The 15,111-nt window shown below is 71.9% G+C and carries 13 protein-coding genes; all 13 read right to left on the bottom strand.

Features of this window, described 5'->3' with window-relative positions; all coding sequences use genetic code 11:
- Positions 1–3: 3 nt before the first annotated feature.
- The gene (locus ACFWVP_RS10830; protein WP_384495455.1) at positions 4–1,026 is read right to left on the bottom strand and encodes an ADP-ribosylglycohydrolase family protein; all 1,023 of its coding nucleotides are present in this window, start codon (positions 1,024–1,026) and stop codon (positions 4–6) included.
- On the bottom strand, positions 1,023–1,766 hold the full coding sequence (locus tag ACFWVP_RS10835) for an NUDIX domain-containing protein (protein WP_384495456.1): 744 nt from the start codon (positions 1,764–1,766) through the stop codon (positions 1,023–1,025). The genes ACFWVP_RS10830 and ACFWVP_RS10835 overlap by 4 nt, the downstream gene beginning before the upstream one ends.
- Positions 1,763–2,842: an AAA family ATPase gene (locus ACFWVP_RS10840; RefSeq protein WP_384495458.1), complete on the bottom strand. Its 1,080-nt coding sequence runs from the start codon at positions 2,840–2,842 to the stop codon at positions 1,763–1,765. The genes ACFWVP_RS10835 and ACFWVP_RS10840 overlap by 4 nt, the downstream gene beginning before the upstream one ends.
- The gene (gene pnuC / locus ACFWVP_RS10845; protein ID WP_384495460.1) at positions 2,839–3,489 is read right to left on the bottom strand and encodes a nicotinamide riboside transporter PnuC; all 651 of its coding nucleotides are present in this window, start codon (positions 3,487–3,489) and stop codon (positions 2,839–2,841) included. The genes ACFWVP_RS10840 and pnuC overlap by 4 nt, the downstream gene beginning before the upstream one ends.
- A gap of 131 nt (positions 3,490–3,620) precedes the next feature.
- Positions 3,621–4,802 carry a pseudouridine synthase gene (locus ACFWVP_RS10850; protein ID WP_384495462.1) on the bottom strand — a complete coding sequence of 394 codons (1,182 nt, stop codon included), beginning with the start codon at positions 4,800–4,802 and terminating at the stop codon, positions 3,621–3,623.
- Positions 4,802–5,455, bottom strand: a complete 654-nt coding sequence (scpB, locus tag ACFWVP_RS10855; RefSeq protein ID WP_384495463.1) for an SMC-Scp complex subunit ScpB — start codon at positions 5,453–5,455, stop codon at positions 4,802–4,804. Before scpB ends, ACFWVP_RS10850 begins: the two co-directional genes overlap by 1 nt.
- Positions 5,452–6,687: a segregation/condensation protein A gene (locus tag ACFWVP_RS10860; RefSeq protein ID WP_384495465.1), complete on the bottom strand. Its 1,236-nt coding sequence runs from the start codon at positions 6,685–6,687 to the stop codon at positions 5,452–5,454. The genes scpB and ACFWVP_RS10860 overlap by 4 nt, the downstream gene beginning before the upstream one ends.
- A 94-nt stretch (positions 6,688–6,781) precedes the next feature.
- Positions 6,782–7,354, bottom strand: coding sequence for a hypothetical protein (locus ACFWVP_RS10865; protein WP_384495516.1), 573 nt, complete (start codon positions 7,352–7,354; stop codon positions 6,782–6,784).
- Positions 7,351–8,469 (bottom strand): ParA family protein, encoded by a 1,119-nt coding sequence (locus ACFWVP_RS10870; RefSeq protein ID WP_384495467.1) that lies wholly within the window; start codon positions 8,467–8,469, stop codon positions 7,351–7,353. Before ACFWVP_RS10870 ends, ACFWVP_RS10865 begins: the two co-directional genes overlap by 4 nt.
- Positions 8,470–8,851: 382 nt before the next feature.
- Entirely contained in the window at positions 8,852–9,967 is a 1,116-nt protein-coding gene (gene ald, locus ACFWVP_RS10875) for an alanine dehydrogenase (protein ID WP_384495518.1), read from the bottom strand.
- A gap of 143 nt (positions 9,968–10,110) precedes the next feature.
- Positions 10,111–12,183, bottom strand: coding sequence for a tetratricopeptide repeat protein (locus ACFWVP_RS10880; RefSeq protein WP_384495469.1), 2,073 nt, complete (start codon positions 12,181–12,183; stop codon positions 10,111–10,113).
- Between the two features lie 230 nt (positions 12,184–12,413).
- Positions 12,414–13,040: an NUDIX domain-containing protein gene (locus ACFWVP_RS10885; RefSeq protein ID WP_384495471.1), complete on the bottom strand. Its 627-nt coding sequence runs from the start codon at positions 13,038–13,040 to the stop codon at positions 12,414–12,416.
- 76 nt (positions 13,041–13,116) lie between these two features.
- The gene (locus ACFWVP_RS10890) at positions 13,117–14,787 is read right to left on the bottom strand and encodes a CTP synthase (protein WP_384495473.1); all 1,671 of its coding nucleotides are present in this window, start codon (positions 14,785–14,787) and stop codon (positions 13,117–13,119) included.
- Between the last annotated feature and the right edge of the window lie 324 nt (positions 14,788–15,111).

The following is a 15,111-nucleotide window of genomic DNA, read 5'->3' on the forward strand; positions in this document are numbered from 1 at the left end:
GGGTCAGGCGTCCCAGAGCGCGCCGAGCGACAGCAGGTCGCTCCGGTACTCGATGCGTTCCGACCACTCCTTGGGCCAGGCGCCCGCCCCGAGATGCGCCCCGGCCAGCGCCCCTGTCAGGCAGCCGATCGAGTCGGAGTCGCCCCGGGTGCAGGCGGCCCGGCGCAGCGCGGTGACCGGTTCCTCCGGGAAGAGGAGGAAGCAGTGCAGGGCCGTGGCGAGGGCCTCCTCGGCGATCCAGCCGTCGCCGGTCGTCTCGCAGGGGTCGGTCTCCGGGGACGGGTCACGCAGGGCGTCCTGCACCCTGCCCAGCGCGGCCAGGCACTCGTCCCAGCCGCGCCGGATGTACGCCTCGGGTGAGGCGTCGCCCGCGTACCGCCAGAGGTCGCCGAGCCAGCGCTCCAGGTAGCGGCCGCTGTTCTCGTAGGCGTAGCTGCGCAACTGGCCGACCAGCCCGAGGGGTTCGGCCCCCTGTGTCAGCAGGAACACCGCGCGGGCCATCAGGTCCGAGGCGGCCAGGGCGGTGGGGTGGCCGTGGGTGAGTGCGGCCTGGAGCTGCGCGGCGCCGGAGCGCTGCTCCTCGCTGAGGCCGGGTACGAGCCCGACCGGTGCCACCCGCATGTTGGCGCCGCAGCCCTTGGAGCCGGTCTGGCTGGCCTCCTGCCAGGGCCGTTCGCCGTCCAGCAGGCGGCAGGCCGTCATGCAGGTGCGGCCGGGCGCCCGGTTGTTGTCCGGCGAGTGGTACCAGTCGACGAACTCCTCGCGGACGGGGCGCACCAGCCGCGGCGGGGTGAGCAGTCCGCGGTCCATGGCGGTGCGTATGCCGCGTCCCAGGGCGAGTGTCATCTGGGTGTCGTCGGTGACGATCGCCGGCTTCGGGAGGGGCATCTGCCGCCAGGGCCCGCACTTCGCGAGGATGGACGGCACGTCGTTGAACTCGGTCGGGAAGCCCAGTGCGTCGCCGAGCGCGAGCCCGGTGAGCGCGCCTGTGGCGGCCTGCTTGGTGAGTATTCGGGTCGGGATCATGATGTCCGTCCTTCGGGGCGTCCTTCCGGGCGCAGGAGTGGAGGGTGCAGGGAGGTGGCGGCGCCCGCCCGGTACAGGGCGGCGGGTTTCCCCCGTCCGCCGGTACGGCGCGGCGGCCCGTCGACGGCCTGGACGAAGCCGGGCGTGGTCAGGACCTTGCGCCGGAAGTTGGGCCGGTCGAGCTCGACGCCCCAGACGGTCTCGTAGACCTGCTGGAGCTCTCCGAGCGTGAACTCGGCGGGGCAGAAGGCCGTCGCCAGGCAGGAGTACTCGAGCCTGGCGCCGATCCGGTCGTGCGCGTCGGCCAGGATGCGGTCGTGGTCGAAGGCGAGCGGCCCGGTGCCGCCCGCGTCCCACCACCGAGCGCGCGCCGCGTCCCCGCCGCCCCGCGGTTCGGGCAGGTCCGGGACGAGTGCGGCGTACGCGACGGAGACGACCCGCATCCTGGGGTCGCGGTCCGGATCGCTGTAGGTGCGCAGTTGTTCGAGGTGGAAGGCGCACACGGTGCCCTGGGTGAGTCCGGTCTCCTCGGCGAGCTCGCGGCGTGCCGCCTCCTCCGCGGATTCCCGGGGCAGCACGAAGCCGCCGGGCAGTGCCCAGTGGCCCTTGTAGGGGTCCTCGCCGCGTTCCACCAGCAGGACGTGGAGCCCGCCTTCCCGGACGGTGAAGACCGCGAGGTCGACGGTGACGGCGAAGGGGGCGAAGGCGTGGGGGTCGTATCCCTCGGGGACGGTGCTCATCGCTTCTCCGGGAGGGGGTCGGTGAGGCGCGGGCCGGCGGCGAGGAGTGCGTCGACCGCGGCGACCGCCGTGTCCAGGCGTGTCGCGTGCGGGCCGGTTACCTCGATGAACTCCCGTCCGGTACGGGTGAGTTCGGCGCGGAATCGGTCCGTCATCCAGGGCCGCAGTTCCTCGCCGTCACGGAGCCCGTCGTCCTCGAAGGCGACGCCCTCGTGGTCGGTGAGCAGCCAGAGGTGGTGGGTGGCCAGGTCGGCGGTCCGCTCCACGAGCGGGTTGCGTCCGCCGATGTACCGCTCGTGCCAGACGGTGGTGGCGAAGGAGTCCGTGTCGCAGAAGAGCACCGGGGAGCCGGCCCGGGCGGCGGCCTCCTCCCGGGCGTTCTGGGTCCCGGCGATGAGCGGGAAGTCGTCCGTGCCGAAGGAGACGTCCTCCCACTGCGCGCCGGGCCACCGGCCGCGCAGGTCCGCGAGCTTCTGTTCGCTGAACTCCCGCCCGTATTCGGCGACGTACCGGGTCTGCGCCCAGACACCGCCGCGCCGCCGGTAGTGCTCGGCCAGCGCCCGGGCCAGGGTCGTGGTGCCGGTGGACTCGGCGCCGAGGACGACGACGCGGCGGGTGAGCGCGGCCCGTACGGGCGGTTCGAGGTAGTCCCAGCAGGCGGCCGGGTCGGCCCGGACGGCGGTGCCGGAGACGGGGAAGAGGGTTCGGCCGGGGTCGACGAGGACGGAGCGTGCGCCGAACCGGCGGGCCAGTTCGGCGCCGTACGGTTCCGAGGTGAAGACGGCGTCGACCCGTTCGGGGACGGCCCCGGTGAACACGGCCATGTGCGCGTCCCAGACCGCCGGGTCGTTCAGGTCCATGGGGGTGTCGTCGACGGCGCCCACGACGCGCACGTCCGGGTGCACCTCCCGCATCCAGGCGACCCGGTCGGCGAGGGGCACGGATTCGACGGAGGCGGCGCAGACCAGGACGGTCAGCCGCTCGCAGCGGTCCTGGGCGGTGCGGACGAGGTGGTGGTGGCCGGCGTGCGGCGGGTAGAACTTGCCGAGGACCAGGCCGTGTCCGTAGCGCTTCACGCGGGCACCCGCTCCCGGCCCGGGGCGACGGCCAGGTCGCGGCTCCAGTTGCGCAGGCCGATGAGGCAGAGCGTGAGGAAGCCGGCGTAGAGCAGGGAGGTGAGGTAGAGCTCCTTGTACGCGTACAGCGGGATGTAGACGATGTCGGCGGCGATCCACAGCCACCAGGACTCGACCCGCTTGCGGCACTGCCCGTACGTCGCCATGAGGGACAGCGAGGTCGTCAGCGCGTCCCAGAACGGCACGGTCGAGTCCGTGGCCCGGGACAGCAGCAGGGTGAGGCCGAGGGTCCCCGCCACCCCCGCCGCGAGCAGCCAGGTCCATTCGGTGCGCGTGGTTCTACGCACCGGCAGGACGGACGCACCTGGTCCACCCCCGTGGGTCCAGGTCCACCAGCCGTACGCGGCGAGGGTGATGAAGACGATCTGCAGGCCGGCGTCGGCGTACAGACCGGACTGGGCGAACAGCAGGATGAAGAACAGGTTGTTGGCGATGCCGATCGGCCAGTTGGCGAGGTGCTGGCGGGCCACGAGCCAGACGCACAGCGCCCCGCTGCCGAATCCGAGGAACTCGGTCCAGCTGACCGGGGTGTCCAGGACCGTGAACAGGGGCTGTTGCAAGGGGTCGAGTATGTCCGCGAGCGTCACGCCGTCCTTCTCTCTTTAATAGTCACTCTGACTATAAAGAAGAAACGGTGACAGCGAAAGGCCCGCGGCCGGTTCCCTGTTCGAAAGACGAACCAGGAACCGGCCGCGGGCCGTTCGGTGCGGGGTGCGGGTTACAGACCGACCTCGCGCATCAGCATGCCGACCTCGGTGTTGGTCAGCCGGCGCAGCCAGCCCGACTTCTGGTCGCCGAGCGGGATCGGTCCGAAGGACGTACGCACGAGCCGCTCGACCGGGAAGCCGGCCTCGGCCAGCATCCGGCGGACGATGTGCTTGCGGCCCTCGTGGAGGGTCACCTCGACCAGGTAGTTCTTGCCGGTGTTCTCGACGACCCGGAAGTGGTCGGCACGGGCGTACCCGTCCTCCAGCTGGATGCCGTCCTTGAGCCGCTTGCCGAGGTCGCGCGGCAGCGGGCCCTGGATGGCGGCCAGGTAGATCTTCTTCACCCCGTACCCGGGGTGCGTCAGGCGGTGGGCCAGCTCACCGTGGTTGGTGAGCAGGATGATGCCCTCGGTCTCGGTGTCGAGCCGGCCGACGTGGAACAGCCGCGTCTCGCGGTTGTTGACGTAGTCGCCGAGGTTCTGGCGGCCGTCCGGGTCTCCCATCGTGGAGACGACACCGGCGGGCTTGTTCAACGCGAAGAACAGGTGCGACTGGGTCGCGACGGTCAGGCCGTCGACCTTGATCTCGTCCTTCTGCGGGTCGACACGCCTGCCCTGCTCGAGGACGATCTCGCCGTTGACCTCGACCCGGGCCTGCTCGATGAGCTCCTCGCACGCCCGGCGCGAGCCCATGCCGGCGCGGGCGAGGATCTTCTGCAACCGCTCGCCCTCCTGCTCGGCGCCCGGGTGCGTCTTGGGCGTCCGGATCTCGGGCTTGTCGGCGTACCGGTCGCGGTTGCGCTGCTCGATCTTGGCGTCGAGCTCACGGGGCCGGGACGGGGCACCCACCCGGCGTCCGCCCTTGCTCACGTTCTGTGCGGGCTTGGGGCCGCCCTTGGCCCCACCGCGTGCCGCCGCGCCACGGCCCTTGCGGGGGCCGCCGTCGCCGCCCGGCTTGTCGGAGCCCACGTCGTAGCGGCGCTCCTCGGGGCGGGGCCGGCGGGGGCGCTGCTCCTGCTGGTCGTCGCGCCCTCCCGTGGCCTTGGGCCGGCCGCCCGAGCCGCCCCGGGGGTTGCCGGAGCCACCGCGGGGGTTGCCCGAACCGCCGCGGGGGCCGCCCGAGCCGCCCCGGGGGTTCCGGTCGCCGCCGCTCTTGCCGCTGCCGCTTCCGTTGTTGCTGCCACTGCTTCGCATCAAAATTCCGTCTTGTCGTCTGCGTGAGTTTCCGGGGTGTCCGGTGCGTCCGGATCGAACGACGGCACACCCTCTAGCGTCTCAGCCTCGATCGCGTCCGCCTCCGGGAGGAAGGGCGCGAGCTCCGGGAGCTCGTCCAGGCCTCGCAGGCCCATGCGCTCCAGAAAGTAGTTCGTCGTCCTGTACAGGATCGCACCTGTTTCGGGTTCCGCGCCCGCCTCCTCGACGAGACCCCTCTGCAGGAGGGTCCGCATGACGCCGTCGCAGTTCACTCCGCGCACCGCGGAGACCCTGGAACGGCTCACCGGCTGGCGGTACGCGACCACCGCGAGCGTCTCCAGAGCGGCCTGGGTGAGCCGGGCGTGCTGGCCGTCCAGGACGAAGCCCTCGACGGCCTCCGCGTACTCGGGGCGCGTGTAGAAGCGCCAGCCTCCGGCGACGAGCCGCAGGTCGAAGCCCCGGCCCTGGACGGTGTACTCGTCGGCGAGCTCCCGCAGTGCGTCGGCTACGGCCCTGCGGGGCCGCTGGAGCACCTTGGCGAGGTGCTCCTCGGTGGCGGGCTCGTCGACGACCATGAGGACCGCCTCCAGCGCCGGCTTGAGGTCGAGCGCGGCGACCGCGCCGTCGCGTCCGCCGTCGTCGTCTGCACTCATTCCCGTACGTCCTCCTGTGCCTCGCGCACCTCTTGGTCGAACTCGTCCGTCACGACCGGTTCGGTCCCCTCGGCCCCGGCCCATCGCACCAGGAGCTCGCCGAGGGCCTCCTCCTGGTCGAGGGTGACCGCCTTCTCCCGGTAGAGCTCCAGGAGCGCCAGGAACCGGGCGACGACGGTGAGGGTGTCCCCCGCGTCCTCGGTGAGCACCTGGAAACTGAGCTCGCCCTCGGCGCGCAGCCGCCCGACGACGATCCGGGCCTGTTCCCGCACGCTGACCAGCGGCGCGTGGATGTGGTCGACGTAGACCTGCGGCTCGGCCCTCGGCTGCATCGCCTTCACCGCGAGCCGGGCGAAGCCGTCCGGGCCGATGCTGATGACGACCTCGGGCAGCAGCTCCGCGTGCTGGGGTTCGAGCCCCACGGTCCGGGGGTAGCGGCGCGATTCGGACTCCAGCCGGTCGCTGAGGATCTCCGCGATCCGCTTGTACGCGCGGTACTGGAGCAGCCGTGCGAAGAGCAGGTCCCGCGCCTCCAGGAGTGCGAGGTCCGCCTCGTCCTCCACCTCGGCGGTGGGCAGCAGCCGGGCCGCCTTCAGGTCGAGCAGGGTCGCGGCGACGACGAGGAACTCGGTGGTCTGGTCGAGGTCCCAGTCGGGTCCCATGGCGCGGATGTGGGCCATGAACTCGTCGGTGACCCGGGAGAGCGCGACCTCGGTCACATCGAGCTTGTGCCTGGAGATCAGCTGGAGCAGCAGGTCGAACGGCCCCTCGAAGTTGACCAGCCGCACGGTGAACCGCTTGTCGTCGACGGCCTCCGGGGAGGCGGTGCCCTCCTCGGCGGGTTCCGGAGGGCCGGTGGCCTCCGGAGGGCCGGTGTCCCCGGCGAGGGCCGGGGGGCGTGTGCCGCCCTCGACGGCCTCCTGCCCACCGGTGTCGCGCCCGGCAGGTCCCGACGGGCCGGTGCCGTTCCCGCCCGCGGCCGTCGATAGCCCTGTGCCGTCCTCGGCGGGCCCGGGGCCCGCCGGGCCGCCCTCCGGGACTCCCGGTGCCTCCTCGGCCCTCCGGGGCGCGCCTGCCGGGTCGGTCGGCGCGTCCACGGGATCCGTCGGGCGGTCGCCGGAGGGTGGAGTGCCGGGAACGGCCTCCCCCGGGCCCGCCCCGGTCCGGGCACCCGCCGGTCCGCGGCCGAGCGCACGGCGGGGCGGGCGGGGGGGGTGGTCGGCAGTCGGCATCGCGGTCCAGGGGTGCGGCGGAGTGACGTACGGGCGCTGCCGCCCGCGAGGACGGGCCGTGCGGCCCTCCCGCAGGCTACCGGCGCCGCGCCGGTCAGCGGCCGCGCAGCCTCCGTACGAGGATGCTCGCGTCGCCCCGCGACTCCAGGTCGGCGAGCACCACGGCGACCGCCTCCCGGACGATGCGCCCGCGGTCGACGGCGAGGCCGTGCTCACCGCGCAGCACGAGCCGGGCGTGCTCCAGGTCCATCAGTTCCTCGGCCGACACATAGACCGTGATCTTCTCGTCGTGGCGTTCCCGGCCGCTCGGCCGGCGGTTCGCGCCCCGCCCGCCGCCGCGTCCGCGCTGCTGCTGGACGGTGGGAGCGGCGTCCTGCGGCGCACTGCGCGGCTGGGGCGCGCCGGCCCCGTCGGCGCGGCTGCGGGAGCCTCCGCCGTCGGAGTCCGCCGCCGAATGCTCCTCCCGGGACCGGTCGGCCGTCGTGCCGCCGCTCCCCCCGGGGGTCTCGGCCTGAGCGCCGGTGTCCGCCGACGGGTCGTTCCCCGGGGCCGGCGCGGGTACCCGCGCCTCACCGTTCGCCTTGCGTCGCCGCTCGGCGGAGGACGAACCCTGGAGACCCATGCCGCCGGTGGTGCGGAACAGCTCGTCGGCCCCCGGCAGACTCACTCGGCGTGACACCGGGCGAGCACCTCCCTGGCGAGCTGGCGATAGGCGGCGGCACCGACCGAGTTGGACGCGTACGTGGTGATGGGTTCACCGGCGACCGTGGTCTCCGGGAAGCGCACCGTGCGCCCGATGACGGTGTGGTAGACGTGGTCGTCGAAGGCTTCGACGACGCGCGCGAGCACCTCGCGGCTGTGCACCGTGCGGGAGTCGTACATGGTCGCGAGGATGCCGTCGAGCTCCAGTTCCGGGTTGAGCCGCTCCTGGACCTTCTCGATGGTCTCGGTGAGCAGTGCCACACCGCGCAGCGCGAAGAACTCGCACTCGAGCGGGACTATCACCTTGCGAGCCGCCGTCAGGGCGTTCACGGTGAGCAGGCCCAGCGAGGGCTGACAGTCGATCACGATGTAGTCGTAGTCGGCCATCAGCGGCTTGAGGGCACGCTGCAGGGTGGACTCCCGCGCCACCTCGCTCACCAGCTGCACCTCGGCGGCCGAGAGGTCGATGTTGCTCGGGAGCAGGTCCATGTTGGGCACGGCCGTCTTGAGCAGGACCTCGTCGGCCACCATGCCCCGCTCCATGAGCAGGTTGTAGACGGTGAGGTCGAGCTCCATCGGGTTGACCCCGAGGCCGACCGACAGGGCTCCCTGCGGGTCGAAGTCGACGAGCAGGACGCGCCGCCCGTACTCGGCGAGCGCTGCGCCCAGGTTGATGGTCGACGTGGTCTTGCCGACGCCGCCCTTCTGGTTGCACATCGCGATGATCTTCGCGGGGCCGTGATCGGTCAGCGGACCGGGAATCGGGAAGTACGGCAGTGGCCGTCCGGTGGGGCCGATCCGCTCGCGGCGCTGGCGAGCGGCATCGGGCGCGAGCGTGGCCGCGTACTCCGGATCGGGCTCGTATTCGGCGTCGGGGTCGTAGAAGTGCCCCTCGGGCACCTCGGCGAAGTCGGCGAAGTGGGCTGTGTCTCGGCCACTTTCGTTGCCGGCCATGGCGTTCACGTGTAGGCCGTCCATCATCTGGGGGGCTGTCGTCATGTGCTGGTGGGTGGCGAAGGTGCGGACAGCGACGGAGCCGACAGCTTCGAGCCCGATCGGGCTCAGACCCCGTGCGGGCATCCCTGGTTGACCACCCCCAGGAGTAATTGTCGACTCATTCACAAGTCGTCTTACCTCCTTGGATGCGACCAGGAAACTTATCGATAGGTCAGCGTGGCACCATGCCGACGATTGGCGACTCTATGGCGTGTCACCGGTTCGCAGCAACACAATCCGCCGGACCCGGCCCGATGTGTCGGCAATCGAACACCCCTCTGTCAAGGGTGCCGGAGGCCCCGGGCGCACCTTTCGCGGGGGTGCAAAAAGGGTAAGGGGTTACGTCTCCGGCGAGTTGAGCGGGATGCCCGCAGGAGCCCGGCACGCGTCCGGCCGGACCCCGCTGAGCAAGGTCCGGCCGGTGGTACGAGGTTGACGGAGCGGGTTGACAGCGGGCGCCGTCCGCTCAGCCGAGGAGCGTCGCCGGCTCGACGTGGTCGAGGCCGTGCGCCTCGGCCACCTCACGGTAAACCACCTGGCCGTCATGGGTGTTGAGGCCCTTGGCGAGCGCGGCGTCACGGCGCAGGGCGTCGACCCAGCCCCGGTTCGCGAGCTCCAGGATGTAGGGCAGCGTGGCGTTCGTGAGGGCGTACGTGGAGGTGTTCGGCACCGCGCCCGGCATGTTCGCGACGCAGTAGAAGACGGAGTTGTGGACCATGAAGGTCGGCTCGGCGTGCGTGGTCGGGTGCGAGTCCTCGAAGCAGCCGCCCTGGTCGATCGCGATGTCGACAAGAACACTTCCGGGCTTCATCCGGGCGACCAGCTCGTTGGTGACCAGCTTCGGCGCCTTCGCGCCGGGGATCAGCACCGCGCCCACGACGAGGTCGGCCTCGACGACGGCCTTCTCGAGTTCGAGCGCGTTGGAGACGACCGTCCGCACCCGGGTGCCGAAGATCCGGTCGGCCTCGCGCAGCTTGTTGATGTCCCGGTCGAGCAGCGTCACGTGGAAGCCGAGCCCGACGGCGATCTGCGTGGCGTTCCAGCCGGAGACCCCGCCGCCGATGACGACGGCCCTCGCCGAGCCCGTGCCGGGGACACCGCCGGGGAGCACCCCGCGCCCGCCGACCGAGCGCATCAGGTGGTACGCGCCGACCTGCGGGGCGAGGCGGCCGGCGACCTCGGACATCGGGGCGAGCAGCGGCAGCGCGCGGTTCGCGGTCTCGACCGTCTCGTACGCGATCGCGGTGGTGCCGGACGCCAGCAGCGCGTCGGTGCACTCACGGGAGGCGGCGAGGTGGAGGTAGGTGAAGAGCGTCTGGCCCTTGCGCAGGCGGTGGTACTCCTCGGCGACCGGCTCCTTGACCTTGAGCAGCAGGTCGGCGGCGGCCCAGACCTCGTCGGCGGTGGGCAGGATCCGCGCACCGGCGGCGAGGTATTCCTCGTCCGGGATGGAGGAGCCCTCACCCGCGTGCCGCTCGACGAGCACCTGGTGACCGTGGCGGACGAGTTCATGCACTCCGGCGGGGGTGATCGCCACTCGGAACTCGTTGTTCTTGACTTCGCGGGGGATGCCGACCTTCACGTCGATCACGGTCCTTGGCTCGCAGGGCAGCTCGGGCATAGCGGGAGTTACCCACATGAACCCAGCATAAAGGGGACACCGCAGGGATACGCAGCAGAGCCATCATTAATGAAGGGCTTCCCTCTGTCCAGCCTTACAAAGCATTAAGTTTTGATCGAAGTACTACGGATTTCGCAGGCCGCACCCTGGTCTCCCAGTAATCTGTCGGCAGCGGCCCTGTGCAGCCCGGCCGCTGCCGGGTCCCCGAGCCGGTCCAGCGTGTCCGCGAGCCGGAGCTGGAGGGCCGCCTGCAGCCGCACGTCCCCCGCCCTGCGGGCCAGCTCGACCGCCTCGCGGCAGGTGTGCAGCGACTCCTGCGGCCGGCCCGCGTACTCCTGGACCCGTGCGGCCTCACTGAGCGCCCGCGCCTGGGCGGGCAGGTCGCCGAGCCTGCGGTACCCGGCCGCCGCCGCCCGCCAGTTGCGCAGGGCCTCGCCGTAGCGTCCGGCGTAGCTGTGGACGGCCCCGAGCCGCCCGTAGAGCCGCGCCTCGTCGGCCCGCTCCCCCTGCGTGAGCCGCTGCGCGAGGGCCCGGCCGTACCAGTCGGAGGCCCTGTTGAAGTCACCCAGCTCCGCGTAGGCGCCACCTACGGATTCCATCGCGCGGCCGGTCGCGTAGAGGTCGTTCGCCGCGCGGCCGGCGTCCAGCGCGGCCCGGTAGCGGGTCAGCGCCTCCTTGGTGCGGCCGGTCCTGGCGTCCAGATCGGCGAGGTTGAGCAGGGCCGCGGCCTTCTCACGGGGCAGGTCGCGGCGCTCGGCCACGTCCAGGACCAGGCCGTGCAGCCCGTACAGCTCGGGCGCGGCGTCCTCGGTGCCCCGGTGTACGGCGAGGGCGCGGACGAGAGCGGCGACCAGCCGGCGGGCCAGGGTGTCCAGTTCCCCGTCCTGGACCGCGAGCCGGGCCGAGGCCAGCAGGGCGGGCTGCCGGATCCGCAGCCACTCTGCGGCCGCCTCCGGGTTGGGGAAGCGCAGCGAGCGGGGCAGTCCGGCGAGCTTGCGGCGGGCGGGGGTGCCCTCCGGGTCGGTGACCGCCCGGCAGGACTGGAGCTGGCGTACGGTCCGCTCCAGCATCCTGGCCCGGGCCAGCTGGATCTCGGCCGGCCGGTCCCGCTCCTCCAGCAGGGCCCGCAGCAGGGGGGCGAGGCAGCCGGGCACCTCGTACTGGGGCAGGTCCGCGCCGTTCGACCGCAGCAGTCCGAACCGGACGAAGTCGTCCAGGGTCGTCTGGGCGGCAGAGACGGAGCACCCGGCGAGCGCGGAGGCGGTGTGGGCGTCGGCCAGTCCGGCGGGGGCGAGCGCGAGCAGGCGCAGTATCCGGGCGGCGGCCTGCGGCAGGGACTCGTGGACCAGCCGGAAGGCGCGCGCCAGCGGGCGGGCGCCGGTGGGCTGTTCGGTGTCGTCCGGCAGCTCGCGCAGTTGCTTGGTGACGTCGGCGACCGAGGCGCCGGGGCGGGCGGCGAGCCACCCGGCGACCAGCACCAGGGCGGCGGGCTGTCCGGCGCACTCCTCGGTCAGCGCCTCGGCGGTCCGTGGGTCGACGGTGATCCTGACCTGTCCGATGGTACGGGCGAGCAGCTGGACGGCCGATCCGGCGTCCATGCCTCCGATGGTGCACGGACGGACGCCCGGGATTCCGGTGAGCGGGCCGGTGGAGGTGGCGACGACCAGACAGTCCGGGTTGTCCGGCAGCAGCGGATCGACCTGTCCGGCGTCCACGGCGTCGTCGAGCAGGATCAGCGCCCGGCGCACGGCGAACGCCTCGCGGACCATCCCGGAGAGTTCGTCCTCGTCCGCGCCGGGCGGGGCGGGGAGCGAGAGCAGGTCCAGGAGTTCGCGCGCTGTGTGCTCGGCGGGTACGCGTTCGCCGCTGTGGTCGGTGAGCGCGACCCGGAACACCCCGTCGGGATAGTCGCCCGGTTCCGCGAGCCGGCGCGCCAGTTCGGCGGCGAGCGCGGTGCGTCCGGATCCGGGCCGTCCGGCGATCAGCAGGACCCGGGCGCGGGCGGCCTTGCGGCCGGCCAGCGTGTCCAGTCCGGCTCTCTCGATGTCCGCCTGAAGGTCCTTCAACTCGCGTTCACGGCCGAAGAATTGGGGTGGGGTGGCACCGGATGACCGCTCGGCTCCCGACACTCCCGCCGCTCCGGCCGGGCCGCTGGTGTCCACCGCCTGATCGGTCACGGGCCACGCTCCACTTCACTCCACGCGGTTGTCCGCCGGAACTCCGGTCGGGACCTTTCGAGCGTAGTTCAGTGGTGCGGACGATCACGGTCGAGCGCGGCGGACACGTCCCCCGATCGGATCAGCTTTTCCTATGAAAGATCCCCGGCCGGCGGTACGCCGATCCCTGTCCGTACGCCCGTCCGCCTCCGGCCGGGTCGGCGTAGGCCTGCCCCGCCTGCGGTCCGCCCTCAGGCCTCGAACGGCCGGGCGGGCCACGGCGCCTCGGCCGGGCGCAGCGAGTCCACCCCGTCGCCCGCGAGCACCGCGGTGAGCGACAAGGCGCCCACCACCAGGCAGTTGTTGTGGAGCTCCCCGGCGAGCACGCCCCGGACGAGCTCCGGCAGCGGCACCCGGGCCTGCTCCATGTCGGCCTCCTCCTCGGAGACCTCGAAGCGCTCGCCGTCCGCCTCGGAGAGGTCCCGGGCGAGGAAGATCCGTACGGCTTCGTCGCAGCCGCCGGGCGTGGTGTAGACGTCGGTCAGCACCCGCCAGTCCTCGGCCTTGACGTGGGCCTCCTCGTACAGCTCGCGCTGGGCGGCGTGCAGCGGGTTCTCGCCCGGGACGTCGAGGAGTCCGGCGGGGATCTCCCAGAGCTTCTGGCGCACCGGGTGGCGGTACTGGCGCAGGACGAGGACGCGGCCGGCCTCGTCGAGGGCGAGGACGGCGACGGATCCCGGGTGGACCTGGTAGTCGCGGCGCGCGACGGTGCCGTCGGGCATCACCACGTCGTCGGTGCGGACGCTGGTCTTGTTGCCGGCGAAGGGCGTCACCGTCGCGGTGACCTGCCACTCCTCGGGCGTGTCCTGGATTCCCATGTACGTCCTCCCACGAAAAACAGAAACCGGGGCACGCGTCCCGCGAGGGATCCGTACCCCGGTCAACCGTATCGCCTTATGCGGGGGCGTCCGTGCCGCGTGCCGCTGCCTGGCGCGCGACGGCGGCCTTCACCAGACCCGCGAAGAGCGGGTGCGGGCGGGTCGGGCGGGAGCGCAGCTCCGGGTGCGCCTGGGTGGCGACCAGGTAGGGGTGCGTCTCGCGCGGGTACTCGACGTACTCGACGAGCTTGTTGTCCGGGGAGGTGCCGGAGAAGACCAGTCCGGCCTTCTTCTCCAGCTCCGCGCGGTAGGAGTTGTTGACCTCGTAGCGGTGGCGGTGGCGCTCCTCCACGTACGGCTGGTCGGCGTAGGCCTCACGGACGACGGAGCCCTCGGCGAGCTTCGCCGGGTACAGGCCGAGCCGCATGGTGCCGCCCAGGTCGCCCGCGCCCTCGACGTACGCGAGCTGCTCCTCCATCGTCGAGATGACGGGGTGGCCCGTGGCGGCGTCGAACTCGGTGGAGTTGGCGTCGGGGATCCCCGCGAGGTTGCGCGCGGCCTCGATCACGATGCACTGCAGGCCGAGGCACAGACCGAGCAGCGGAACCTTGTTCTCGCGGGCGTACTGGATGGCGCCGACCTTGCCGATGACGCCGCGCTCGCCGAAGCCGCCGGGGATGCAGACGGCGTCGACGTCACCGAGCTGCTTGTGCGCGCCGGCCGGGGTCTTGCAGTCGTCGGAGGCGACCCACTTGACCTTGACGCGGGCCTTGTTCGCGAAACCGCCGGCCCGGATGGCCTCGGTGACCGAGAGGTAGGCGTCGGGCAGGTCGATGTACTTGCCGACCAGGGCGACGGTGACCTCGTGGTCGGGGTTGTGGACGCGGTCCAGCAGATCCCCCCACGTGGTCCAGTCGACGTCGCGGAACGGCAGGTCGAGCTTGCGGACGACGTAGGCGTCCAGCCCCTCGGAGTGCAGGACCTTCGGGATGTCGTAGATCGACTTGGCGTCCGGGCAGGCCACCACGGCGGCCTCGTCGACGTCGCACATCAGCGAGATCTTGCGCTTGATGGAGAGCGGTACGTCCCGGTCGGCGCGCAGCACGATGGCGTCCGGCTGGATACCGATGTTGCGCAGGGCCGCGACGGAGTGCTGGGTCGGCTTCGTCTTCAGCTCGCCGGACGGGCCGATGTAGGGCAGCAGCGAGATGTGCACGACGAAGACGTTGTCGCGGCCGACCTCGTGGCGGACCTGGCGGACGGTCTCCAGGAACGGCAGCGACTCGATGTCGCCGACCGTGCCGCCGACCTCGGTGATGACGACGTCGACGTCGTCGGTCGCCATGCGCCGGATGCGGTGCTTGATCTCGTTGGTGATGTGCGGGATGACCTGGACGGTGTCGCCGAGGTACTCGCCGCGGCGCTCCTTGGCGATGACCTGCGAGTAGACCTGGCCGGTGGTGACGTTGGCCGAGCCGTCGAGGTCGACGTCGAGGAAGCGCTCGTAGTGGCCGATGTCCAGGTCGGTCTCGGCGCCGTCGTTCGTGACGAACACCTCACCGTGCTGGAAGGGGTTCATCGTGCCGGGGTCGACGTTGAGGTAGGGGTCGAGCTTCTGCATGGTGACCCGCAGGCCACGTGCCTTGAGCAGGGCACCCAGGCTTGACGCAGTCAGACCCTTGCCGAGGGAGGAGGCGACACCCCCGGTGACGAAGATGTGCTTGGTCGTCGTGGATGTGGGCTGCATAGCCAAAGGGGGCTCCCGTGGTCGCGATCGTGAGGTGCGTACCGGCGTGCCGTCCGGAGGTTCCGGAGGCGCCGTCGCTGCGGTTCGGGGGCCTCGTCCACTGTCGGGATGACCACCGGTCCACGGGCTACCAGGGTATCAGCGCCGGGGAGAGACCGCTTCCGGCCACTCCTCGTACACGCTTCGTACAAGATCACCGCAGTCGTCCCGGGTCCTACCCATTCGCCCATGGCAGGCGGCGGACAACTCGCGGACAGTCGCGCGGAACCCCCGGGTGCGTCGTATCCTGCTCGGACACTCGCTGCCGAGTTGGCCGGCCCAGCG

Origin of the sequence: Streptomyces sp. NPDC058637 (genome assembly GCF_042717325.1) — a bacterium.
Lineage (GTDB): Bacteria > Actinomycetota > Actinomycetes > Streptomycetales > Streptomycetaceae > Streptomyces.

What these genes read in the sequence shown, in the direction of transcription:
- ACFWVP_RS10830 (WP_384495455.1), bottom strand. Translation starts at nt 1,026, where the DNA reads ATGATCCCGACCCGAATACTCACCAAGCAGGCCGCCACAGGCGCGCTC.
- ACFWVP_RS10835 (WP_384495456.1), bottom strand. Translation starts at nt 1,766, where the DNA reads ATGAGCACCGTCCCCGAGGGATACGACCCCCACGCCTTCGCCCCCTTC.
- ACFWVP_RS10850 (WP_384495462.1), bottom strand. Translation starts at nt 4,802, where the DNA reads ATGCGAAGCAGTGGCAGCAACAACGGAAGCGGCAGCGGCAAGAGCGGC.
- scpB (WP_384495463.1), bottom strand. Translation starts at nt 5,455, where the DNA reads ATGAGTGCAGACGACGACGGCGGACGCGACGGCGCGGTCGCCGCGCTC.
- ACFWVP_RS10860 (WP_384495465.1), bottom strand. Translation starts at nt 6,687, where the DNA reads ATGCCGACTGCCGACCACCCCCCCCGCCCGCCCCGCCGTGCGCTCGGC.
- ACFWVP_RS10870 (WP_384495467.1), bottom strand. Translation starts at nt 8,469, where the DNA reads ATGCCCGCACGGGGTCTGAGCCCGATCGGGCTCGAAGCTGTCGGCTCC.
- ACFWVP_RS10885 (WP_384495471.1), bottom strand. Translation starts at nt 13,040, where the DNA reads ATGGGAATCCAGGACACGCCCGAGGAGTGGCAGGTCACCGCGACGGTG.
- ACFWVP_RS10890 (WP_384495473.1), bottom strand. Translation starts at nt 14,787, where the DNA reads ATGCAGCCCACATCCACGACGACCAAGCACATCTTCGTCACCGGGGGT.